We start from the raw sequence: 21,433 nt of genomic DNA, 5'->3' as shown, positions 1-21,433 counted from the left end.
CTCGGTGGTTCTCAGGCCAGCCCGGTGGCGGCGAAGGCGGCGTACGACGGCTCGATGGTCGCGGCCGGCCCGACCTTGCCGGAGACCGCGTCGAGCGTCTTCAGGCCGTGGCCGGTGTTGATGACGACGGTCTCGAGGGAGGTGTCGAGCTGGCCGGTCTCGACGAGCTTCTTCAGCACCGCGACGGTGGTGCCCCCGGCGGTCTCGGTGAAGATGCCCTCGGTGCGGGCGAGCAGGACGATGCCGTCGCGGACCTCGTCGTCGGTGACGTCCTCGACGGCGCCGCCGGTCTCGCGGCAGATGTCGAGCACGTAGATGCCGTCGGCCGGGTTGCCGATGGCGAGGCTCTTGGCGATGGTGTCCGGCTTGACCGGGCGGATCGCGTCGACGCCGGCCTTGTAGGCGACCGAGACGGGCGAGCAGCCCGCGGCCTGGGCGCCGTAGATCCGGTACGGCTTGTCCTCGACCAGGCCGAGCTTGACCAGCTCCTGGAAGGACTTGTGCACCTTGGTCAGCTGCGAGCCGGACGCGACCGGGATGACGACCTGGTCGGGCAGCCGCCAGCCGAGCTGCTCGGCGATCTCGTAGCCGAGCGTCTTGGAGCCCTCGGCGTAGAACGGGCGGACGTTGACGTTGACGAACGCCCAGCCGTCCTCCTCGCCGGCGATCTCGGAGGCGAGCTTGTTGACGTCGTCGTAGTTGCCGTTGACGGCGACCAGCGACTCGGTGAAGACCGCGGAGTTGACCTGCTTGGGCTGCTCGAGGTTGCTCGGGATGAAGACGACGGTCTTGATCCCGGCCCGGGCGCCGGCCGCGGCGACGGCGTTCGCCAGGTTGCCCGTCGAGGGGCACGCGAAGACCTTCGCGCCGAGCTCGCGGGCGGCGCTCAGCGCACACGCCACGACCCGGTCCTTGAAGGAGTTGGTGGGGTTGGTCGAGTCGTCCTTGACCCACAGGTTGGTGATCCCGAGCTCGGCGCCGAGGTTGGTCGCGCGCAGCAGGCGGGTGAAGCCCGGCTCGGTGTTGGGGCTGGTCTCGATGTCGGTCGGGACCGGCAGCAGCGCCTTGTAGCGCCAGATGTTGGCGGGGCCGGCCTCGATCTGCTCGCGGGTCACCGCGCCGAACTCGTAGGCGACCTCGAGCGGGCCGAAGCACTCCGGACACGCGTAGAAGGGGCCGAGCTCGACCTGGTGGCCGCACTCGCGGCACGCTAGGTTGGTGGCGTTGCCGAAGGCACCCTCGCGCAGGGTGGTGGTCTTTTCTGCAACTACAGCGCTCATGAAGGCCTCCTTCTCATCTTCTCCGGCTGCGACTCTCGCGCCGGACGGAATTGGCACCGTCTCCGCGAACCGCATCCCGATGTGCTGGGCGGCGGAGGCTCGCGGCGGTTGCCGGGACTTCACAGGGCCGTATCCCTCTGTCCCTCTTGATGAGCTGAGAAGAACTCTACGTCGCTCGTCTCACCATGTGCACATCGGTTCCGCGATGTGGGACATGAGCGAACGTGCAACCGGGTCGTCCGCCTCACCCCTGTCTCCAGAGATGCGTGAGGCGGACGACCCGGAATTTCAGGCGGCGGCGGTGACCGTCTCCGCCGCCGGCTCGAGCGCACCGCGGACCACGTCGAGGACGTCGCCCACCACGTGCACCGTGACCGTCTCGAGGACGTCGGCGGGGACGTCGTCGAGGTCGGGCTCGTTGCGCAGCGGCACGAACACCTCGGTCAGGCCGTTGCGCTGAGCCGCCAGCAGCTTCTGCTTCAGGCCGCCGATCGGCAGCACCCGTCCGTTGAGGGTGACCTCACCGGTCATCCCCACCTCGCCGCGCACCGGTCGCCCGGTGGCCAGCGACGTCAGCGCCGTCACCATGGTGACGCCTGCCGAGGGTCCGTCCTTGGGCGTCGCGCCGGCCGGCACGTGCACGTGGATCGACTGGTCGAAGAACGCCGGGTCGACCCCGAGCTGCGCGGCGTGCGAGCGCACGAAGGACAGCGCGATCTGCGCGGACTCCTTCATCACGTCGCCGAGCTGGCCCGTCAGGGTCAGGCCGGTCGTGCCCTCGCTGGCGGAGGCCTCGATGAAGAGCACGTCACCGCCGAGCCCGGTCACGGCGAGGCCGGTGGCGACGCCGGGGACCGACGTACGCTCGTGCGCCTCCGGCGTGAACCGCGGGCGACCGACCAGGTCCTTGAGGTCGGGCTCGTCGATGTCGACGTGCGACTCCCCCGTCGCGAGCCGGGTCGCCGCCTTGCGCAGGGCCTTGGCGAGCAGCCGCTCCATCTGGCGTACGCCGGCCTCGCGGGTGTAGTTGGCCGCGATCTCGTGCAGCGCGGCGTCGGTGACGCTCACCTCGTCGGCCGTCAGCGCGGCCCGCTCCAGCTGGCGCGGGAGCAGGAAGTCGCGAGCGATCGCCACCTTGTCGTCCTCGGTGTAGCCGTCGAGCGTCACCAGCTCCATCCGGTCCAGCAGGGCCGACGGGATCTGCTCGACCACGTTGGCCGTGGCGATGAAGACGACGTCGGACAGGTCCAGGTCGAGCTCGAGGTAGTGGTCGCGGAACGTGTGGTTCTGCGCCGGGTCGAGCACCTCGAGCAGGGCCGCGGCGGGGTCTCCGCGGTAGTCGGCGCCGACCTTGTCGACCTCGTCCAGCAGGACGACCGGGTTCATGGAGCCGGCCTCCTTGACAGCCCGGACGATCCGACCGGGCAGCGCGCCGACGTAGGTCCGGCGGTGGCCGCGGATCTCGGCCTCGTCGCGGACGCCACCGAGCGCGACCCGGACGAACGTGCGTCCGAGCGAGCGCGCGACGGACTCGCCGAGCGAGGTCTTGCCGACGCCGGGAGGTCCGGCGAGCAGGATCACCGCGCCGGAGCCGCGGCCGCCGACGACCTGCAGGCCGCGCTCGGCGCGACGGGCCCGGACGGCGAGGTACTCGACGATCCGCTCCTTGACCTCCTCCAGGCCGTGGTGGTCGGCGTCGAGGACGGCGCGGGCCGCGACCAGGTCGGTCGAGTCGTCGGTCGTCACGCCCCAGGGCAGCTCCAGGACGGTGTCGAGCCAGGTGCGGATCCAGGCCGTCTCGGGGCTCTGGTCGCTGGAGCGCTCGAGCTTGTCGACCTCCTTGAGCGCGGCCGCGCGGACGGACTCGGGCAGGTCGGCGGACTCGACCCGGGCGCGGTAGTCGTCGGCCCCCTCGGGCTCGCCCTCGCCGAGCTCCTTGCGGATCGCGGCGAGCTGCTGACGCAGCAGGTACTCGCGCTGGGTCTTCTCCATCCCGTCGCGCACGTCCTCGCCGATCTTGTCGGTGAGCTCGGCCTCGGCCAGGTGCTCGCGGGTCCAGGCGATCAGGGTCTCGAGCCGGGACTCGACGTCGGGGTCCTCGAGCAGCTCGCGCTTGCGGTCGATGGAGAGGTACGGCGCGTAGCCGGCCGCGTCCGCGATCGCGCTGGGGTCGGACATCTGGTGGACCTGGTCGATGACCTGCCAGGCCTCGCGGCGCTGGAGCACGGCGACGACGAGCCGCTTGTACTCCTCCGCGAGCTCACGGGCGTGGTCGCTGACCACGTCCTCGACGGGCTCGACCTCGACCCACAGGGCGGCGCCGGGGCCGGTGACCCCGCTGCCGATGCGGGCGCGGGTGCCCGCCTTGAGCACGGCCGCGGGCGAGCCGCCGCTGAAGCGGCCGACGCGGTCGACGGTCGCGATCACGCCGTACGACGCGTAGCGGTCCTCGAGCCGCGGGGCGACGAGGACCTGGTTGTCGGAGCCGGCGCCGGCGGCGTCGATGGCGGCCTGGGAGGACTCGTCGAGCGCGAGTGGGACGACCATGCCCGGCAGCACGACGAGGTCGGACACGAACAGGACCGGAAGACTGGTGGACACGATGTCCTCACCTTCATGGGAGTTGAGTGATGACGACTCAACTTCCCGGGGGTGCCGGGTGTTCCGGAGACACCCTCCTGTTCACCGAGGGCGAACGCGCCGGACCATCCCGGCCCGGCAGCTAGGCGTCGCGCGCGTCGGCCGTCAGCCGGCGCAGCAGGTCGAGGACCCCCTCGGGGCCCTTCACGACCACGTCGGAGAGCGGCACGAGAGCGCTCTGCTCGGCCGAGGCCGAGCAGACCAGCAGCGTGGGCAGGCCCGCGTCGCGGAGCTCGGCGACGGCCTCGAAGGCCTCCATGTCGCCGAGGTCGTCGCCGGCGAAGAGGAAGGCACCGGCGTCGAGCTCCTCGACCAGCGTCCGCACGGCCAGGCCCTTGTGCATCCCCGAGGAGCGCACCTCGATGACGTTGCGACCGGGCTCGGTGATCAGGTCGTTGTTCTTGGCGAGGTTGCGGATCAGCGGCAGCAGCCGCTGGAAGGCGGCGTCCGGGTCGTCGAGGCGTCGGGTGTGCACGGCGACCGCGAGACCCTTGTCCTCGACCCACGCGTCGGCGGCGTCGGCGCGACGCAGCACGCCGGTCAGCTCGCGCTCGAAGGACGCCAGGCCCCGCGGCGGGCGCGGCGTGATGATCCGTCGGCTCCGAGACGACCAGCGCTCGTTGCCGTACTGGCCGAAGACGTAGAGGTCCGCGTCGGCGCTCGCGAGCGCGTCGCCGACCTCCTCCAGACCGCCCAGGTCGAGCACCTGGCGCGCGGGGCGCCCGGTGATCACCGCGACCGCGGCGACCTCACGGGCCAGGTCGAGCAGCACGTCGGGGGCGTCGTCGTGGATGTGCGCGGCCTCCGGGTCGTCGACGATCGGCGAGAGCGTGCCGTCGAAGTCGAGCCCGATGATCGCGCGGCCCGCGACGCGCACGAGCTCGTCGTACCGTCGTGCCCCGTCGGTGGAGGTGAACTCCATGAGTCCACCCAATCATCCGAGCGCCGACCCCGGGATGCCGGGAGCCGAAATGTGGCGAACCGCTCAGTCCAGGGGGTCGGTGAGGATCAGGGTGAGCCGGTCCTGGCGCATCGGGTCGACGGCGGGCGCCGTACGGCGGATGCCCAGGTCGAGCGCCAGCGTCTTGGCCTCGCGCTTGAGCCGCTTCGGGTAGTAGACGGTCGTCGCGGGGATGGTTCCGTACCAGTTGTCCGACCCGACGACCTTCCAGCCGATGTCGGTGGCCCGGTCGGCGACCGTGCCGGCGAGCCCGGTGATGCCGGAGTTGTTGTAGACCTCGACGTAGACCTTGCCGCGGTGCACGCGCGGCTTGGGCTTCGGCTTCGCCGTGGCGCTCGCGGTGTACGACGGCGCGGGCGACTCCTTCGGCTGCTGCTTGACGACCGTCGTGACCTCACGCTCGGTCGGCTCGCTGTCCTGGGTCACGACGTAGGCGATGCCGGCCATCGCGACGGCGAGCACGCTGAGGATCACGACCGGGGACGGGAAGACCGCACCCCGCTGACCACGCGTTCCATGCATCCGGGCCACCGCTCAGACCTCGAAGCCGAGGCGGCGCGCGGAGCGCTGCCGCTGGCGGGCGGCCCGGAGCCGACGCAGCCGGCGGACCAGCAGCGGGTCCGCCTCGAGCGCCTCGGGACGGTCGATGAGGGCGTTGAGGACCTGGTAGTAGCGCGTCGAGGACATGTCGAACTTCTCGCGCACCGCGGTCTCCTTGGCGCCGGCGTACTTCCACCACTGCCGCTCGAACTCGAGGATCTCGGCGTCACGGGCGCTCAGGGCGGGCGCGGCGTTGCCCGCGTCGCCGTGGAGCGCGTTCGCGGCGTCCATGGTGCTCCTCGGGGTCGACAGTGCTGGTCACGATCACTATAGGGCGAGCGAACCACAACGATGTGATTCGTCCGGCGGCGAGTCGCGGGCGCCTGATCTCCGGCTACTCTCCGCGTCATGGCAGCAGACATCGGCAGCGACCTCCCCGGCGAGTCCAGCAGCGAGTCCAGCAGCATCGGGTGGGGCATCCTCGCCACCGGCAAGATCGCCCAGACCTTCGCCCGCGACCTCGCGAAGGTGCCCGGCAGCCGCCTCGCGGCGGTCGGGTCGCGGCGGCTGGAGAGCGCGCAGGCCTTCGCCCGGGAGTACGCCGGGGAGGGGACGCCGGCGGCGTACGGCTCCTACGAGGAGCTGGTCGCGGACCCCGACGTCGACGTCATCTACGTCGCGACGCCGCACGCCTTCCACCTCGACAACGCCCGGCTGTGCTTCGAGGCGGGCAAGCACGTGCTGTGCGAGAAGCCGCTCACCCTGGACACCGCCGACGCCGAGGAGATGGTGCGGCTCGCCGGCGTGCACGACTGCTTCCTGATGGAGGCGATGTGGACCGCCTGCCACCCGGTGATCCGTGAGCTGCGCACCCGGCTGGCGGCCGGCGAGTTCGGGCGGCCGCGGCACCTGCACGCCGAGCTCGGCTTCCGCGTCGACGCCGACCCCGACGACCGGATGCTCGACCCCGCCCTGGGCGCCTCCGCGCTCCTCGACATGGGCATCTACCCGCTCACCGTCGCGCACCTGCTGCTCGGCGAGGCCGACCAGCTGCTCGCCACCGCCGACCTGTCGACGCGCGGGATCGACCTCGACGTCGCGGTCGCCGGCCGTTACCCCGGGGGTGCGCTGGCGACGATGACCGCGTCGATGACGTCGTACTCCTCGCGTCGCGCGGAGATCGCCACGGACCGTGGTCGGATCGAGCTCGACGACTTCCACCACCCCACCAAGGCCGTCTTCACGCCGTACGTCGAGGGCGCCGGCAGCTGGGCCGTCGAGCCCGGCGCGCCGGTCGAGGTCGTGGGCGAGGAGCCGGTGATCGGCCAGGGCTACGGCAACGAGATCGCCGAGGTGGAGCGCTGCCTGCGGGCCGGCCTGCGCGAGAGCCCGCTGGTGCCGCACGCGCAGACGCTCACGCTGCTGCGCCAGATGGACGACGTGCGCCGCCAGGTCGGCGTCACCTTCCCGGGCTAGGAGCGCAGGAAGCGCAGCACGGCCACCACCCGTCGGTGCGCGGCATCGTCGTCGGGCAGCAGCCCGAGCTTCGCGAAGATCCGCTGGGTGTGCTTCTCGACGCCGCCGAGCGAGACCGAGAGCGCCTCGGCGATCGCCGCGTTCGAGCGGCCCTCCGCCATCAGCGAGAGCACCTCGCGCTCGCGCGGCGTGAGGTCGGCGAGCGGGTCGCGGTTGCGGCCCATCAGCTGGCGCACGACCATCGGGTCGAGCACGGTGCCGCCGGCGGCGACCGCCTGCACGGCGCCGAGGAAGTCGTCGAGGTCGCTGACCCGGTCCTTGAGCAGGTAGCCGATCCCGCCGTCGCCGGCGGCGAGCAGGTCCTCGGCGTACGACACCTCGACGTACTGCGACAGCACCATCAGCCGGGCCTCCGGCCACGCACGTCGTACGTCGACCGCGGCCCGCAGGCCCTCGTCGGTGTGGCTGGGCGGCATCCGGACGTCCACGATCCCCAGGTCCGGGCGCTGCTCGAGCATCGCCGCGACGAAGGACGGGCCGTCGCCCACCGAGCCGACCACGTCGTGGCCGGCCTCGACGAGCAGCAGCTGGAGCCCCTCCCGCAGCAGCAGGGAGTCGTCGGCGACGACCACCCTCACCGCGGGATCCTCGCGACGAGCGTCGTGCCGACCTGCTCCGGGGAGGCGACGTCGAGGGTGCCGTCGACGGCCGCGAGCCGCTGGCGCAGGCCGGCCAGCCCGAGACCCTTCGACGGGTGGGCGCCGCCGACGCCGTCGTCCTCGACGCGCACCTCGACCTCGGCCGCGGACGCGACGACGGACACCGTCGCCGTCGCGGCACCGCTGTGCTTGGCGACGTTGGTGAGCGCCTCGGCGGCCACGAAGTAGACGGCCGTCTCGACGTGCGGCGGGAGCTGGGCGGGTACGTCGATGCGCGACTCGACCGGGACCACGCTCTGGGTGAGCATCTCCTCGAGCGCCGCGGCCAGGCCGCGGTCGACCAGCAGCGGCGGGGCGATCCCCCGGCTCAGCGACCGGAGCTCGGCGACGGTCTCGCGGGCCTGGGCCAGGGCCCCGTCGATGGTCACCGCGGCCTGTGCGGGGTCGTCGGCGACCTGGCGCTTCGCCCGGCCGAGGTCCATCGTCAGCCGGACCAGCCGCTGCTGCGGTCCGTCGTGGATGTCGCGCTCGAGCCGGCGCATCGACTCGGCCTCGGCGACCCGGGCCGCGTCGCGGCCGCCCTCGACGCGGGCGACCTCGTGCTGCAGCTCGGCGCGGCTGCTGAGCAGCACCCACGCCAGGCTGGCGTGCACCACCGTCACCAGCCGCACCGCCCACGGCAGGGTCAGCAGCAGGACGACGCCGAGGCCGAGGTTGAGCAGGCTCTCCGTCGTCCGGCCCTCGCCGAGCCCGACCAGGTCCGCGAGCCCGGACTCGTCACCCTCGGGGATCCAGTGCTGCCAGAACCAGTAGGTGAGCCCGGTCGCCGTGGCCGTCCACCAGATCAGGGCCACCGCGAACGCCAGCGTCCCGGTCACCAGCCCGACCAGCGACCACACCACGTCGAGCCAGGACTGGGCGTCCTTGAGCGGCGTCAGCGACCGGCGCCAGAAGCCGGCGCCCGCGGGTGCGGCGACGTAGCGCGGGGTGGGCGCCTCCCGGCCGAGCATCCCCCGCAGCCGGATCCGCTCGAGGCGGGCGAAGCCGCGCGCGACGATGACGCCGCCCGAGACCAGCAGGATGCCCCCGATGAAGATCGCCAGTGCCAGCCCCACCGTCAGGGCGGTGACCACCACGACGAACGCCACCAGGGCGATGGGGAAGGCCGACAGGCTGTAGGCACTCTCCAGCAGCACCCGGCGCACGCCGCGCGGGCGGGTGGGCGCCGGCGCGTCGGCGGGCGTCGCGAGGGGCATGGTCACGGTCTCCGTCATGGCGTCGACGCTAGGAGTCTCGGCGTCGGTGCACGATCCTGCCAGCCCGACAGCCCTGGTCGGGCCAGCCCGACACCGCCCCGGTCACCGGAAGGCGTCGACCCCGGTCGCGTCGGCGGACCAGGTCCACAGCCGCGCGGCCGCGTCGCGGTCGAGGGCATAGGCGCGTACGCCGCTGGTGGTCTGCGGTCCGTCCGGCACGACGTCCGCGACGGCGCAGTCCTCGAGGTAGTCCCCACCACGTCCGTCGAGCTCGGACGACGTCGCCGCCCAGACCGCGGTCGCCGCACCCTGCTCGGGCGAGCGGAAGTCGGGCAGCACCGGGTTGCCGTCATCGTCGAGGGTCATCACGGCGTCGAGGTCCTCGGCCTGGAGGTGCCGCCCGAGCGGGGTCAGGATGGCCCCGGGGTGCAGGGAGAAGGCGCGCACGCCGTGCTGCTGGGCGAGCTCGTCGAGGTGGACGGCGAAGAGCACGTTGGCGGTCTTGGACTGCCCGTAGGCGAGCCACTTGTCGTAGCCCTCCGCGAACCACGGGTCGTCCCACCGGATGTCCGAGAGGTGGTGCCCGGTCGACGACACGCTCACCACGCGGGCGCCCTCGCCGATCGCCGGCCAGAGCCGGTTGACGAGCGCGTAGTGGCCGAGGTGGTTGGTGGCGAGCTGCAGCTCCCACCCGTCGCCGACCCGGGTCTCGGGGCAGGCCATGATCCCGGCGTTGTTGATGACCAGGTCGAGGCGGCGGCCGGCCACGCTGTCGGCGTACGCCGCGACGCTGGCCTGGTCGGCCAGGTCCAGCGCACCGACCTCGACACCGGCGATGCCGGCCAGGACGCGCTCGGCCTTGTCCGGGCGCCGGGCCGGGGCGAGCACCTGGGCGCCGGCGCCGGCGAGGGCGCGGACCACCTCGACGCCGATGCCGGAGTAGCCGCCGGTCACCAGGGCGGTCCGGCCCGAGAGATCGATGCCGACGAGGACCTCGGCGGCGGTGGGGAGCCGCGCGGTCGGCGTGGTCATCGGTGGTCCGGCGGGAGGTCGGTGTCGATGGTGACGTGCTCCCACGCGTCGATGGACGCCGCCGTCTCGGCGAGCTTGGCGCGCACCGCCGCGAGCACGTCCTTGCCCAGCAGCAGCCGGAGCGGTGGCTCCTCGAGACCGGCGACCATCACGACCGCGGCGCCCACCTTGCGCGGATCGCCGGGCAGGTGGTCGGCGAACGCCCTGATCAGCTCCTTGCGGGCGCCGACGTCGGCGGCGTACGCCTCGATGGGAGCCGCCGCCTCGTGCATCGAGCGCTTGGCCCAGTCGGTGCGGAAGGCGCCCGGCTCGATGGCGGTGACCCTGATGCCGAGCGGGCCGACCTCCTTGGCCAGCGCCTCGGTGAGCGCCTCGAGCGCGAACTTGGTCGAGCTGTAGTAGGCGTTGGGCGGGTTGGCGACGAGGCCCGTCATCGAGGAGATGTTGATGACGTGGCCGCTGCCCTGCGCGCGCATGCCGGGCAGGACGGCCTTGAGCGTGTCCACGACCCCGAAGTAGTTGGTGTCGAAGAGCCGTCGTACGTCGGCGTCGTCGCCCTCCTCCACGGCCGAGAGGTAGCCGTAGCCGGCGTTGTTGACCAGGACGTCGATGCCGCCGAAGGCCGCGCCCGCGGCGGCCACGGCAGCGTCGATCTGCGCGCGGTCGGTGACGTCGAGAGGTACGGCGAGCGCCGCGTCGCCGTACGTCTCCACGAGGTCCTCGACGTCCGCGACCCTGCGGGCGGTGACGACGACCTGGTGCCCGTCGCCGAGCGCCGCGCGGGCGATCTCCCGGCCGATGCCGGTCGAGCACCCCGTGATCAGCCAGCGGCTCATGCCGTCACCTCCGGGAGGCGGCGCAGGTACGCCGTACGCCGGGCGGCGAGCTGGGCGGCGCGCCCGGCGGCGTCGAGCCGCGGTGCGTCCGGCAGCTCTGCGTCCAGCCGATCGAGCCGGACCACCCGCCCGCGCGCGGACAGGTCGGGTCGCGCGCCGCCGTCGGGGAACTCCGCCATCCGCAGCGTGAGAATCCCCTCGAGCAGTCCGTCGGTGTCGATCCAGTTGTGCACGCCGGGGTCCTGGGCGGCGATCACGTAGGTGTAGGTGCCGTCCGCGTTGGCGAGCGACTGGGCCTTGTTGAGGCTGCCGGTCCGGTCGAGCACGTCGAGCGTCGTGCCCCAGATGTTGGAGAGCGGGACGGTGAAGTACTCCGCTCCCCCGTCGCTCACGTCGACCACGAACGCCTCGTCCGGCGCGAGCACGAACCGCCCCGCGACGTACACCTGGTTGCGCATCGCGCCGGTGTGGTCGGCGGTCCAGGCGAGCGAGAAGTGGTTCTCCGGCGCCTTGTACATGCCGTGGCTGAGCTTGCCGGTGAAGCTCGCGAAGTGGGCCATCATCCGCGCCGTCGCCTCGGCCTGCTCGTCGAGCGTGGCGGCCGGCCGGGCGGGTCGGCCACCGAGCCGCTCGACGGTGAACGCGTTCGGGTCGTCGCGGCCCCAGTCGAGCAGCACGTCGCGGACGTAGAGCTCGTGCGCCTGCGACGTGGAGCGGACGTGGTTGGGCCGACCGCCTGCGGGGGCGGGGTCGACGGTGATCAGGAACGACCCGTCGTCCTCGACGTGCATCCGGCGACCGTCGAGCACGTCGACGGTGCCCATGTGGGCGTCCCAGAGGGTGAAGTAGTTCTCGGTCATCCGGTGCTCGCCGACCCGTCCGCGGATCTCGTAGCGCTCGTCGCCGGAGATCGGGACGACCCGGTAGACCGAGTCCGGGTTGTCGATGCCCCAGCGGCTGCCGGGGATCCGGCGACCGTCGACCTCGTGCGCGAGCCGCGTGATCGTGGTGACCTTCGGCCGCAGCGGGTCCTGGTTGGACGACCACACGGCCGCGGAGAACATCACCTCCTCGTACGCCGCGTCGAACCGCGCCCGCATCGCGTCCGACGCGCGGGCGCGACCCAGCCAGGTCTCGGCGACGGCGCCGTACGCCGTCCGCACGGTCGGGTGCGCGACCAGCTCGAGGGCGGCGAGCTCGTGGGCGTGCTGCTCGGCGGTGGCGACCGGGTGGGTCATGGCTCTCCTCAGCGGTGCCGAGTCGGAATGTCAGTTCTGACATTATGAGAGCATGACGAAGGCGGATCGCACCAGGGCCGCGCTGCGTGACGCCGCCCTGCGGCACTACGTCGAGCACGGCTTCGAGGCGGCCAGCGTCGCCGCGATCGCGGCCGAGGTGGGCGTCACCGAGCGCACCTTCTACCGCCACTTCGCCACCAAGGACGAGGTCCTCTTCGGCGACGTCGTCAGCCGTCTGGCCTGGTTCCGCACGGCGATGCGCGACCGACCCGCCGACGAGGACCTGATCCGCTCCGTGCTCGCCGCCCTCGCCTCGGCGCCGACCGACCCGCGGCTGATGCTGGAGATCGCGCGGCTGCGCACCCAGCTGCTCAGCGCCGACCGGATCGAGCGCACCTTCCGCGACCGCCAGGGCGCCATGGCCACCGAGCTGCGGACCCTCCTGACCGAGCGCGGCGAGTCGCCGCTCGACGCCGCCGTACGCGCGGAGGTGGTGGCGGGTGCCGTCTTCGCGGCCCTCGCCGTCTGGACCGAGGGCCCCGCCGACCGAGACCTCGCCGGCCTCGGCGACCTCACCCAGCAAGCCCTCGAGCGCGTTCGCCCGGCCCTCTAGCCCGGTGGTTGAGGTGCGAGGGCCGCCAGGCCCGGAGCACCACGGTGGTTGAGGCGCGAGGGCCGCCAGGCCCGGAGCACCACGGTGGTTGAGGTGCGAGGGCCGCCAGGCCCGAGCCTCGAAACCACCCCAGCCGACCCACGATGGTTTCGAGGCTCGCCGCTAGCGCGGCTCACACCTCAACCAACGCCGTCACCGCACGACACACAGACCCACCGGTGGTTGAGGTGCGAGGGCCGCCAGGCCCGAGCCTCGAAACCACCCAGGCCGACCCACGATGGTGTCGAGGCTCGCCGCTAGCGCGGCTCACACCTCAACCAGCGTCCACCGACGTCCTCAGCGGGAGCCGCCGGACGCTCTCGAAGCGGCGCTCGCTCCCGTCGACCGGGTCGGTGAAGGCGAGCTCGCTGGCCAGCAGCTGCAGCGGGCGACTGAAGTCGTCGATCGAGATCTCGCGAACGACCGGGTAGAGCGGGTCGTCGACGATCGGGATGCCCAGGCCGTAGAGGTGCAGGCGCAGCTGGTGGGTGCGACCGGTGCGGGGCGACAGCCGGTAGACGGCCAGCTCGCCGTCGCGCGACTCCAGGTCGACGCAGGTCTCGGCGTTGACCGCCGCCCCCGGCACCACCTCGGCCCGCCACGCCCCGCGCTCCTTGGCGATGTGGTTGCGCACCGTCACCGGCAGCTCGAGATCGGCACGGTACGACGCCAGCGCCCGGTAGGTCTTGCGCACCTCGCCGCGCTCGAAGAGCTGCTGGTACGGCGCCCGCCAGCGCTGCTCGGTCGCGAGCATCAGGACCCCGGAGGTGACGCGGTCGAGCCGGTGCAGCGTCGAGAGCTCGGGCAGGCCGAGCTCCGCACGCAGCCGGACGACGACGCTCTGGACGACGTGGTCGCCACGCGGGATGGACGACAGGAAGGCCGGCTTGTCGACGACCACGAGTCGCTCGTCGCGGTGGATGACCGGCAGCGCGCCCGGCACCTGCGGCTCGTCACGCAGGTCGCGGTGGAACCACACGAAGGTGTGCGGACGGTAGGGATCGTCGTCGCGGACGGGCCGGAGGTCGTCGTACACGAACCGACCCTCGGCAAGCAGCGCGGCCACGTCGACCCGGGGCCTGAGCCGCTGCTCGAGCCACTCGCCCATCGTCGAGCACGGCGCCGGCTCGGCACGGTCCGGCGTCCGCACCCAGGCCGCGCCCAGGCCGTGGCGCAGCGGCAGGGGCGAGTGCGGGGGCATCCGCCGATGCTAGGTGCCGGCGGATCTTGAAACGTTACAGGCGAGAAATGTGGGGACCGATCGTCCGTTACCGGGCGTGCATAGAACAGCGGTGGCCACGAGCTCGTCCTCCCGATGAAAGGCACCGCCACCTCCATGCCCCACCAGACTCCCGGGCGCCGCGCCGCCCGCCTGACCGCCGTCCCGGTGGTCGTCGCGGTCGGCCTGAGCGCCCTCGCGATCGCCCCGCAGGCGCAGGCACTGACCAACGTCACGACCAGCAACGGCGCCAACGTCTCCATCAACGACGCCCGTCGCCCCGGACTCGACACCGGGTCGATCCGCAACGTCACCGGCTCCCGGATGGAGGGGTTCGGCAACCTCTTCGTCCACGTCGACACCCCGGCCGACGAAGCACCTCGGATGAACGACCAGATGATGCGCGGCTTCGGTCTCACCGCCGCCGCGCCCGGGTCGTACCGCTCAACGAGGTCGGTCCGGCTGGCCGACGTCCTGATGACCCGCAAGGTCCAGGTCGCGACCGCCACCAACACCACCAGCTTCTTCGACACCTTCACCAACACCTCGACCGAGCCGGTGACCCTCAAGGTCTCCTTCGGCGGCTCGCTCGGCTCCGGCCTGACCGCGACCACGAGCCCCAACAAGGCGACCCTCAGCGCCTCGAGCAGCGGTGACGCGGTCGCCGACCCGACCGACACCTGGATCGCCGCGACCACCCCGGGCAGCACCCGCCCGACCGGCGTCGTCGTCGGGTCGGGCATCAGTGACCTCGGCGACCAGCAGTCCGACCCGTTCACCACGGCGTACGTCCCCACCGGCAGCCGCGCCAACGACCTCGGCTTCGTCCGCGAGCTGACCGTCGCGCCGGGCCAGACGGAGTCGTTGGCCCAGTACGTCGTCGTCGGGGCGCTCAGCGACACCACCCAGATCGCGACCGACACCGCCGCGCTGGCCGCGACGCCGGACTTCTCCAACCTGACGATCGACGAGATCTGCACGCTGCAGAACTGGGACATCTCGGCGTACGCCGCCGCCTGCGCCGGGGCCGAGCCCCTGCAGCTGCCCGCGGCCGACGCCGAGGTCGAGCACACCACCAAGGTCGCCTACGACGTCACCGGCAAGACCATCGCCGACCTGCAGGCCGACATGGTGGCCGGCACCGTCACCTCGGTGCAGGTCACGAAGGCCTACCTCGACCGGATCGCGGCCTACGACGACGGGGCGCTGGGCTTCCACGCCTTCATCACCGTCGCCAAGGACGCCGTCGCGCAGGCGATGGCGGCCGACGCGGCCCGCGCGGACGGCAAGAACGGTGACCTCCTCGGGGTGCCGATCGCGCTGAAGGACCTCTACGACACCAAGGACATGCCCACGTCGGGTGGCACCCTGGCCCTGAAGGACTGGGAGCCGAAGACCGACGCGTGGCAGGTCGCCAAGCTGCGCGAGGCCGGCGCCGTGATCATCGGCAAGACCAACCTGTCGGAGTTCGCCAACTCGGGATCGTTCAGCGAGAGCGGCTTCGAGCAGACCTGGAACGCGCTCTACCCGTCGAAGACCTCGTTCGGCTCCAGCGGCGGGTCGGCGACCGCCGTGCGGGCCGAGCTGGCCGCCGCGGCGATGGGCACCCAGACCGGGGTCTCGCTCTACGCACCGTCGACCGGCGCCAGCCTGACGACGTTCCGGGGCACCGACGGCCTGTCCAGCACCAACGGCGTGATGCCGCTGACCTGGGCCACCGACTATGCGGGCCCCATCGCCAAGTCGGTCACCGACGTGGCCTCGATGCTCGACGCGACGGCCACCCGGACCACCGGCAACAACCCCGACGACCTGCTCACCAGCCGCGTCGACAACGACCTCCGGCCGACCGAGTGGAAGACCGCCCTGAGGACCGACGCCCTCCAGGGCAAGGTCATCGGCTACAACCCGGCCGCCTTCGCCTCGACCGTCATCGTCGACGACAACGCCGGCGCCCTGGCGCTCGCCCAGGCCAAGGCCGCCATCGAGGCCGCCGGGGGCACGCTCGTCCCGGTGGCGACCGGTCAGACGGCGCCGCCCGCGCCGACCGGGAGCTACCCGACGACCGGCAGCGCCGGCGCCGAGGGCTGGGAGCGCTACATCGCCGAGGCGCGTCCCACCACGTTCCCCCTCACCACCAAGCAGCTGATGGAGAGCCAGGCGAACCTGCCCTACAACGTGTCGAGCAACTACACCTCGCAGCCGATGGACGACACCTCCGTCACCAACCTGCTGGCTCGACGCGACGCCTACAAGGAGACGGCAGCGACCTGGATGGACACCGCGTTCGGGGCCACCCCCGAGGCGATCACCCCGGTCGACGCCGTGATCTACCCCGGCTTCCTCACCAGTGTCGGCAACAACGACGCGTCCTCGGCGATCTTCAGCTCCGACCGCGCGTCCGGCGTCATCACGCAGACCATCGGCCTGCCGACGGCGATCCTGCCGATCGGAGAGAACGCCGAGGGCCAGTCCAACAACATCCAGATCGTCGGACGGGCTTGGGACGACGCCGACGTGCTCGGCATGGGCTACGCCCTGGAGCAGCAGACCAAGGCCGCGATGCACACCGAGTTCGCCCCCGCCCTGACGTGGAGCGGACCGGCCGAGTCGGTCACCGGGCTGCGGCTCTCGAGCACGGCGGTGAAGTACGGCGCCACGACCACCGCGACCGTCTCCGTCACCGCCGACCCGGCCGCGACCGGCAAGGTCTCGGTCGAGGTCGACGGACGCACGGTCACCGGCACCCTGGCCGCCGGCCGGGTCACGCTGACCCTGCCTCGGACCGTGTCGGTCGGCACGCACCTGGTCACCGCGTCGTACGCCGGCTCGGCGACCGTGGCCGCGAGCGTCGCCACCGCGACGCTCAAGGTGTCCAAGGCCGCTCCGAGCGTGAGCGTCACGCTGACCAGGTCGACCGTCAAGGCCGGCCAGCGCTCGGCGGTCAAGGTGACGGTCGGCGCCCCGTCCACGGTCCTCGTGTACGACGGCTCCAGGGTCATCAGGACCGTCAAAGTCAACCGGTCCAGCACGGTGCTCCTGCCCAAGCTGTCCGTGGGCAGCCACAAGATCCGGCTGTACGTCGTCGCGGGTGAGCAGTACGCGTCGAAGTGGAGCCGCACCCTGACCCTGCGGGTCAAGAAGAAGTAGCAGCGCTCCCCCTCAGCAGCGCCGTGGACCTCGGGGTCCACGGCGCTGCTGCGTGTCAACGCCGGGTGAACCGCTCGCGGATCTGGTCCGCGGAGAGGCCGTAGGTCTCGGGGGTGTACGCCGGCCGGCTCGCGTCGCGCGGACGGCGCCGGAGCCAGTCGCGCATGGACGCCTCGGCCTCGGCGGTCAGGTCGAGCCCCAGCGCGTCGTACACCCGCGCGACCTGGCCGATCGGGTCGGCGACCGCCTCGGCGAACTCCACGTCGGTGACCAGCGAACCCGGCCAGCCGGCCCGCGTCGCGGTGGCGCGGTCGTCGGTCCACCCCATCCGCTCGATCCACTCGGCACCGATCCGGTGCAGGTCGACGGTGTCGGCGTGCATCGCGTGCAGGGTCGCGTTGAGGCTGGCACCCGAGGCGATCGTCTCGACCGGGTCGCGGTGCAGGTGCACGACGTGCAGGCCGGGGAAGCGCGCCCACAGGACGTCGAGGTAGCCCAGGTGGGCCGGCGTCTTGAGCACCCACCGCTCGGCCTCGATGCCGCGGCGTCGCTGCTGCCACTGCAGGAGCTGGAGCATCCGGTGGAGGTGCTCGTACGCCGGCGCGAAGTCCTGGGTGTCGATCCAGGATCGGTACGCCGGCACGTGCGCGCCGGCCTCGGGCACGTGGGAGAGGAAGGCATCGGCCAGGAAGACGATCTCCTCCTCGGCCTCCAGCGCGTGCATCGGGTGGATCGCGTAGAGCTCGGGCACCCACTGGCGCGACGCCTCCTCGCGCGCCACCGCCTTCGCGATCCGGGGGTCGTCGCCGTCCCAGCGGTGGTCGAGCCGCGGGGCGACCTCGACGACCTCCCACCCTCGCGCGCAGCGGAAGCGCGGGTCCGCCGCGAGCAGCCGCTGCAGCAGGGTCGTGCCGCTGCGCATCATCCCGACCACGACCACCGGGTCGACGACCTGCTCATCGGCGATCTCGGAGTGCCGGCGCACCCACTCCTGGGCCCGCAGTCGCATCCGGAGGCTGTGGACCGCGCCGCCGCGCAGCAGGTGCGCCCCCACGTCGGTGAGCCCCGCGCCGGCGTACGCCTCGAGCAGGACGCCCAGCGGCTCCTCGAAGGCGCCCGGCCCGAAGTCGTCGAGGCCCTCCTTGCGGCGCGCGTCCTCGACGACGCTCGCCAGATCGAAGCCAGCCACCATGGCGCGAACCTATGCTGTCGCGGTGGACAGCGCCCGCGAGATCGAGAACCTGCTCTACGAGTACGCCGAGCTCATTGACGCGGGCGACCTGGACGGGGTGGCCGACCTCTTCGCCCACGGCCGCATCAACGGCCAGGAGGGCGGCCCGCCCGAGACGGTCTTCGAGGGACGCGAGCGGGTGCGCGAGCTCTACGGGATGGCCACCCGGATCTACGACGACACCGGGACGCCGAAGACCAAGCACCTGACGACCAACGCCCGCATCGAGGTCGACGACGCCGCCGGCACGGCGACCGCGCGCACCAGCTACCTCGTCACGCAGGCCACCGACGCGCTGCCGCTCCAGGTGATCATCACCGGGCACTACCACGACACGTTCCACCGCATCGACGACGTGTGGTGCTTCGACAGCCGCACCATGTTCGTGGACCAGAGCGGCGACCTGAGCCACCACCTGCGGTTCTAGTACGCCGTCGGACCCGTGTGAGGGCTCCGACTAGGGTGACAGCGTGGCAACCTCTGGCTCGGCAGACCTGGTCATCGTGGCGAACCGGCTGCCCGTGGACCGCGTGACGCTCCCGGACGGCAGCCCCGGCTGGCGGCGCTCGCCCGGCGGTCTGGTGACGGCCATCGAGCCGATCATGCGGGAGAACGACGGCACCTGGATCGGCTGGCCGGGCGGCACCGAGAGCGGCCTCGAGCCGTTCACGGACGACGGCATGGACCTGATCCCGATGACGATGAGCGCCGAGGAGGTCGAGGAGCACTACGAGGGCTTCTCCAACGCGACCCTCTGGCCGCTCTACCACGACGTCGTCGCCAAGCCGGAGTTCCACCGCGAGTGGTGGGACTCCTACACCGCGGTCAACCGGCGCTTCGCGGAGCGAGCGGCGGAGGCCGCCGCCGAGGGCGCGACCGTGTGGGTCCACGACTACCAGATGCAGCTGGTGCCGGCCATGCTGCGCGAGCTGCGCCCGGACCTGCGCATCGGCTTCTTCCTGCACATCCCCTTCCCCCCGACCGAGCTCTTCCAGCAGCTGCCGTGGCGCCGGCAGATCCTCGAGGGTCTGCTGGGCGCGGACCTGGTCGGCTTCCAGCTCAGCGGAGCGGCGCAGAACTTCGTCCGCCTGGTCCGCCAGCGCGTGGGGCACAAGACCCACCGCGACGTCGTCTACCTGCCCGACGGCCGCACCGTGCGGGCCGCCGCCTTCCCGATCTCCATCGACTCGCGCGGGTTCGAGGAGCTCGCGCGGACCGAGGAGGTCGAGGAGCGGGCCACCGAGATCCGCGCGGCTCTCGGCAGTCCCCGCAAGGTCTTCCTCGGCGTCGACCGCCTCGACTACACCAAGGGCATCCACGCCCGGCTGCGCGCTTTCGCCGAGCTGATCGAGGACGGGGCCCTCGACGTCGAGGACGCCGTCTTCGTCCAGGTCGCGACCCCGTCGCGCGAGCAGGTCGAGCAGTACCGGATCCTGCGTGACGACATCGACCGCCTCGTCGGGCGGATCAACGGCGACCTGGGCAAGATCGGGCAGCCGGCGATCAGCTACTTCCACGCGTCGTACCCCCGCGAGGAGATGGCCGCGCTCTTCCGGGCGGCCGACATCATGGTCGTCACGCCGTACCGTGACGGGATGAACCTGGTGGCCAAGGAGTACGTCGCCTGCCGCTTCGAGAACGACGGCGCGCTGGTGCTCTCCGAGTTCGCCGGGGCCGCCGAGGAGCTGCGCCAGGCCTGGCAGATCAACCCCTACGACATCAACGGCATGAAGTCCGCCTTCATGGAGGCCTACCGGGCCGACGACCGCGACCTGACCCGGCGGATGAAGGCGATGCGCAAGCAGGTGATGGAGCACGACGTCGCCGCATGGGCGGCCAGCTTCCTCCAGGCGCTCAACGACACGCAGGCCTCGCACGCCAAGATCGTCCGCCCGGCGAAGCAGGGCTGAGCGCGATGGACCTGGTGCCGAAGCCCGATCAGGTCCTGGCGGCTGCCGGCAACGCCGCGCACCTGCTGCTGTACGGCGGCCTGGCCGACCTGCGCCCGATGCCGCGCACCCTGGTCGACGACGGCCTGCTGCGGGAGGTCTACCACTACCGGCCCGACCCGGCGGTCGAGCAGCACGGCGACCCGGTGCTGCTGGTGACCCCGCTGGCCGCGCCGGCGACCTGCTTCGACCTGCGCCGCGGCTGCTCGGTCGTCGAGCACCTGGTCGGCACCGGACGGCCGACGTACCTGGTGGAGTACGGCGAGGTCTCCTTCCGCGACCGCAACCTCGGCCTGGAGCACTGGGTCGAGGAGGTCGTGCCGACCGCGATCCGGGAGGCGTCCCGCCATGCCGGCGGACGGCCCGTGCACGTCGTCGGCTGGAGCCTCGGTGGGATCTTCGCGATGCTCGCCGCCGCGGACTTCGCCGACCTGCCGATCGCGTCGCTGTCGGTCCTGGGCGCCCCGGTCGACACGACCCTGGTGCCGATGATCGCGCCGCTGCGGCCGCTCCTGCGGGAGACGGACTGGCCGGGCCCGATCACCCGCACCTACCGCGCCCTCGGCGGAGCGCCGACGCCGCTGGTGCGCTGGGCCTTCCAGCTCACCTCCTTCCAGAAGCTGGTCACCAAGCCGATCGCCGTCGCCGTCCACCTCGACGATGCCGACTGGCTCGCCCAGGTCGAGGCGGTCGACCGCTTCACCGCGGCGATGACGGCGTACCCCGGCCGCAGCTTCGGGCAGCTCTACCACCGCTTCGCCAAGGGCAACGCGCTGGCGACCGGCACCGTCGAGCTCGGCGACCACCCCGTCTCGCTGTCCGCGGTCACGGCCCCCACGCTGGTCTTCGCGGGCGCCGGCGACGGCATCGCGCCGATCGCCGCGGTCCGCGCCGTGCTGCCGCTGCTGAGCGGCTCGAGCGACGTACGGTTCGAGATCGTGCCGGGCGGGCACCTCGGGATGCTGGCCGGCCGCGGGGCGCGGGACTCCACATGGCAGGTGCTCGACGAGTGGTTCGAGGAGCACGACGGGCGCGCCGTACCGAGGAGGCGGGCGGCGAAGAAGGCCCCCGCCACCCAGGCTCGCGCGAAGAAGGTCGCGGCACAGAAGGCCCCGGCGAAGAAGGTCGCCGCGGAGAAGGCGCCGGCGAAGAAGGTCGCCGCGGAGAAGGCGCCGGCGAAGAAGGTCGCCGCGGAGAAGGCGCCGGCGAAGAAGGCGCCGGACACGGAGGCCATCGGCGCCAACCCGCGTCGACGGCACCCGTCGGCCGGCTCACGCGCCCTCGCGCCGTAGGACTTCTCAGGCTCTTCCTGCA

The 21,433-nt window shown here is 72.2% G+C and carries 18 protein-coding genes and 1 riboswitch; of the genes, 6 read left to right on the top strand and 12 right to left on the bottom strand.

All coding sequences use genetic code 11. The features are described from left to right. Positions 1-11 precede the first annotated feature (11 nt). The 5 genes from thrC to N542_RS0115575 all read right to left on the bottom strand — a co-directional run bounded on the left by thrC (position 12) and on the right by N542_RS0115575 (position 5,712). Positions 12-1,280, bottom strand: a complete 1,269-nt coding sequence (thrC, locus tag N542_RS0115595; RefSeq protein WP_028644726.1) for a threonine synthase — start codon at positions 1,278-1,280, stop codon at positions 12-14. Positions 1,281-1,290: 10 nt separating this feature from the next. Next, a riboswitch (SAM riboswitch) is annotated at positions 1,291-1,436 on the bottom strand. Positions 1,437-1,568: 132 nt separating this feature from the next. Continuing rightward, a complete protein-coding gene (lon, locus tag N542_RS0115590; protein WP_028644725.1) occupies positions 1,569-3,881 on the bottom strand; it encodes an endopeptidase La in 2,313 nt (770 codons plus the stop codon). A gap of 121 nt (positions 3,882-4,002) precedes the next feature. Further along, on the bottom strand, positions 4,003-4,842 hold the full coding sequence (gene otsB / locus N542_RS0115585) for a trehalose-phosphatase (RefSeq protein ID WP_028644724.1): 840 nt from the start codon (positions 4,840-4,842) through the stop codon (positions 4,003-4,005). Between the two features lie 63 nt (positions 4,843-4,905). Beyond that, on the bottom strand, positions 4,906-5,403 hold the full coding sequence (locus N542_RS0115580; RefSeq protein ID WP_036508361.1) for a LytR C-terminal domain-containing protein: 498 nt from the start codon (positions 5,401-5,403) through the stop codon (positions 4,906-4,908). Between the two features lie 12 nt (positions 5,404-5,415). Beyond that, positions 5,416-5,712, bottom strand: coding sequence for a DUF3263 domain-containing protein (locus N542_RS0115575; protein WP_028644722.1), 297 nt, complete (start codon positions 5,710-5,712; stop codon positions 5,416-5,418). Positions 5,713-5,829: 117 nt separating this feature from the next. On the opposite strand from N542_RS0115575, the gene N542_RS0115570 reads away from it, so the two are divergent. Next, the gene (locus N542_RS0115570; protein WP_081795239.1) at positions 5,830-6,897 is read left to right on the top strand and encodes a Gfo/Idh/MocA family protein; all 1,068 of its coding nucleotides are present in this window, start codon (positions 5,830-5,832) and stop codon (positions 6,895-6,897) included. On the opposite strand, the gene N542_RS0115565 is transcribed toward N542_RS0115570, so the two are convergent. The 5 genes from N542_RS0115565 to N542_RS0115545 form a co-directional block, all read right to left on the bottom strand. After that, the gene (locus tag N542_RS0115565) at positions 6,894-7,535 is read right to left on the bottom strand and encodes a LuxR C-terminal-related transcriptional regulator (protein ID WP_028644720.1); all 642 of its coding nucleotides are present in this window, start codon (positions 7,533-7,535) and stop codon (positions 6,894-6,896) included. The genes N542_RS0115570 and N542_RS0115565 overlap by 4 nt on opposite strands. Continuing rightward, positions 7,532-8,830 carry a sensor histidine kinase gene (locus N542_RS0115560; RefSeq protein WP_051551871.1) on the bottom strand — a complete coding sequence of 433 codons (1,299 nt, stop codon included), beginning with the start codon at positions 8,828-8,830 and terminating at the stop codon, positions 7,532-7,534. Before N542_RS0115560 ends, N542_RS0115565 begins: the two co-directional genes overlap by 4 nt. Before the next feature lie 84 nt (positions 8,831-8,914). After that, positions 8,915-9,844, bottom strand: coding sequence for an oxidoreductase (locus N542_RS0115555; RefSeq protein WP_028644718.1), 930 nt, complete (start codon positions 9,842-9,844; stop codon positions 8,915-8,917). Beyond that, positions 9,841-10,680, bottom strand: coding sequence for an oxidoreductase (locus N542_RS0115550; protein ID WP_028644717.1), 840 nt, complete (start codon positions 10,678-10,680; stop codon positions 9,841-9,843). The genes N542_RS0115555 and N542_RS0115550 overlap by 4 nt, the downstream gene beginning before the upstream one ends. Next, positions 10,677-11,918 (bottom strand): hypothetical protein, encoded by a 1,242-nt coding sequence (locus N542_RS0115545; RefSeq protein ID WP_036508150.1) that lies wholly within the window; start codon positions 11,916-11,918, stop codon positions 10,677-10,679. Before N542_RS0115545 ends, N542_RS0115550 begins: the two co-directional genes overlap by 4 nt. Positions 11,919-11,970: 52 nt before the next feature. Here N542_RS0115545 and N542_RS0115540 point away from each other — a divergent pair, with 52 nt between their 5' ends. Then, on the top strand, positions 11,971-12,531 hold the full coding sequence (locus N542_RS0115540) for a TetR/AcrR family transcriptional regulator (protein ID WP_028644715.1): 561 nt from the start codon (positions 11,971-11,973) through the stop codon (positions 12,529-12,531). A gap of 313 nt (positions 12,532-12,844) precedes the next feature. Here N542_RS0115540 and N542_RS0115535 read toward each other — a convergent pair whose 3' ends face one another. Continuing rightward, entirely contained in the window at positions 12,845-13,678 is an 834-nt protein-coding gene (locus N542_RS0115535; RefSeq protein WP_197026005.1) for a pseudouridine synthase, read from the bottom strand. Positions 13,679-13,906: 228 nt separating this feature from the next. On the opposite strand from N542_RS0115535, the gene N542_RS25115 reads away from it, so the two are divergent. Continuing rightward, the gene (locus N542_RS25115; RefSeq protein WP_051551870.1) at positions 13,907-16,939 is read left to right on the top strand and encodes an amidase; all 3,033 of its coding nucleotides are present in this window, start codon (positions 13,907-13,909) and stop codon (positions 16,937-16,939) included. Positions 16,940-16,994: 55 nt separating this feature from the next. Here N542_RS25115 and N542_RS25110 read toward each other — a convergent pair whose 3' ends face one another. Further along, a complete protein-coding gene (locus tag N542_RS25110) occupies positions 16,995-18,131 on the bottom strand; it encodes a sulfotransferase family protein (protein ID WP_036508148.1) in 1,137 nt (378 codons plus the stop codon). A gap of 22 nt (positions 18,132-18,153) precedes the next feature. Between N542_RS25110 and N542_RS0115520 the strand changes: the two genes are divergently transcribed. Genes N542_RS0115520 through N542_RS25105 form a run of 3 tightly spaced genes read left to right on the top strand, consistent with a single transcriptional unit; the run spans position 18,154 to position 21,411 of the window. Next, the gene (locus N542_RS0115520) at positions 18,154-18,597 is read left to right on the top strand and encodes a nuclear transport factor 2 family protein (protein WP_028644713.1); all 444 of its coding nucleotides are present in this window, start codon (positions 18,154-18,156) and stop codon (positions 18,595-18,597) included. A 43-nt stretch (positions 18,598-18,640) separates the two neighbouring features. After that, a complete protein-coding gene (locus tag N542_RS0115515; RefSeq protein ID WP_028644712.1) occupies positions 18,641-20,080 on the top strand; it encodes an alpha,alpha-trehalose-phosphate synthase (UDP-forming) in 1,440 nt (479 codons plus the stop codon). A gap of 5 nt (positions 20,081-20,085) precedes the next feature. Beyond that, positions 20,086-21,411 carry an alpha/beta fold hydrolase gene (locus N542_RS25105; RefSeq protein WP_051551867.1) on the top strand — a complete coding sequence of 442 codons (1,326 nt, stop codon included), beginning with the start codon at positions 20,086-20,088 and terminating at the stop codon, positions 21,409-21,411. The last annotated feature ends 22 nt before the right edge of the window (positions 21,412-21,433 follow it).

It is taken from the genome of Nocardioides sp. URHA0020 (genome assembly GCF_000620705.1).
Lineage (GTDB): Bacteria > Actinomycetota > Actinomycetes > Propionibacteriales > Nocardioidaceae > Nocardioides.
The sequence above is the reverse complement of the archived record's forward strand: the minus strand, read 5'-3'. Positions and strand labels throughout refer to the sequence as shown.

Coding starts and splice junctions, on each gene's coding strand:
- N542_RS25115 (WP_051551870.1), top strand. CDS start 13,907: ATGCCCCACCAGACTCCCGGGCGCCGCGCCGCCCGCCTGACCGCCGTC.
- N542_RS0115570 (WP_081795239.1), top strand. CDS start 5,830: ATGGCAGCAGACATCGGCAGCGACCTCCCCGGCGAGTCCAGCAGCGAG.
- N542_RS0115575 (WP_028644722.1), bottom strand. CDS start 5,712: ATGGACGCCGCGAACGCGCTCCACGGCGACGCGGGCAACGCCGCGCCC.
- N542_RS0115580 (WP_036508361.1), bottom strand. CDS start 5,403: ATGCATGGAACGCGTGGTCAGCGGGGTGCGGTCTTCCCGTCCCCGGTC.
- N542_RS0115535 (WP_197026005.1), bottom strand. CDS start 13,678: ATGGGCGAGTGGCTCGAGCAGCGGCTCAGGCCCCGGGTCGACGTGGCC.
- N542_RS0115550 (WP_028644717.1), bottom strand. CDS start 10,680: ATGAGCCGCTGGCTGATCACGGGGTGCTCGACCGGCATCGGCCGGGAG.
- otsB (WP_028644724.1), bottom strand. CDS start 4,842: ATGGAGTTCACCTCCACCGACGGGGCACGACGGTACGACGAGCTCGTG.
- thrC (WP_028644726.1), bottom strand. CDS start 1,280: ATGAGCGCTGTAGTTGCAGAAAAGACCACCACCCTGCGCGAGGGTGCC.
- N542_RS0115545 (WP_036508150.1), bottom strand. CDS start 11,918: ATGACCCACCCGGTCGCCACCGCCGAGCAGCACGCCCACGAGCTCGCC.
- N542_RS0115555 (WP_028644718.1), bottom strand. CDS start 9,844: ATGACCACGCCGACCGCGCGGCTCCCCACCGCCGCCGAGGTCCTCGTC.
- N542_RS0115560 (WP_051551871.1), bottom strand. CDS start 8,830: ATGACGGAGACCGTGACCATGCCCCTCGCGACGCCCGCCGACGCGCCG.
- N542_RS0115540 (WP_028644715.1), top strand. CDS start 11,971: ATGACGAAGGCGGATCGCACCAGGGCCGCGCTGCGTGACGCCGCCCTG.
- N542_RS25105 (WP_051551867.1), top strand. CDS start 20,086: ATGGACCTGGTGCCGAAGCCCGATCAGGTCCTGGCGGCTGCCGGCAAC.
- N542_RS25110 (WP_036508148.1), bottom strand. CDS start 18,131: ATGGTGGCTGGCTTCGATCTGGCGAGCGTCGTCGAGGACGCGCGCCGC.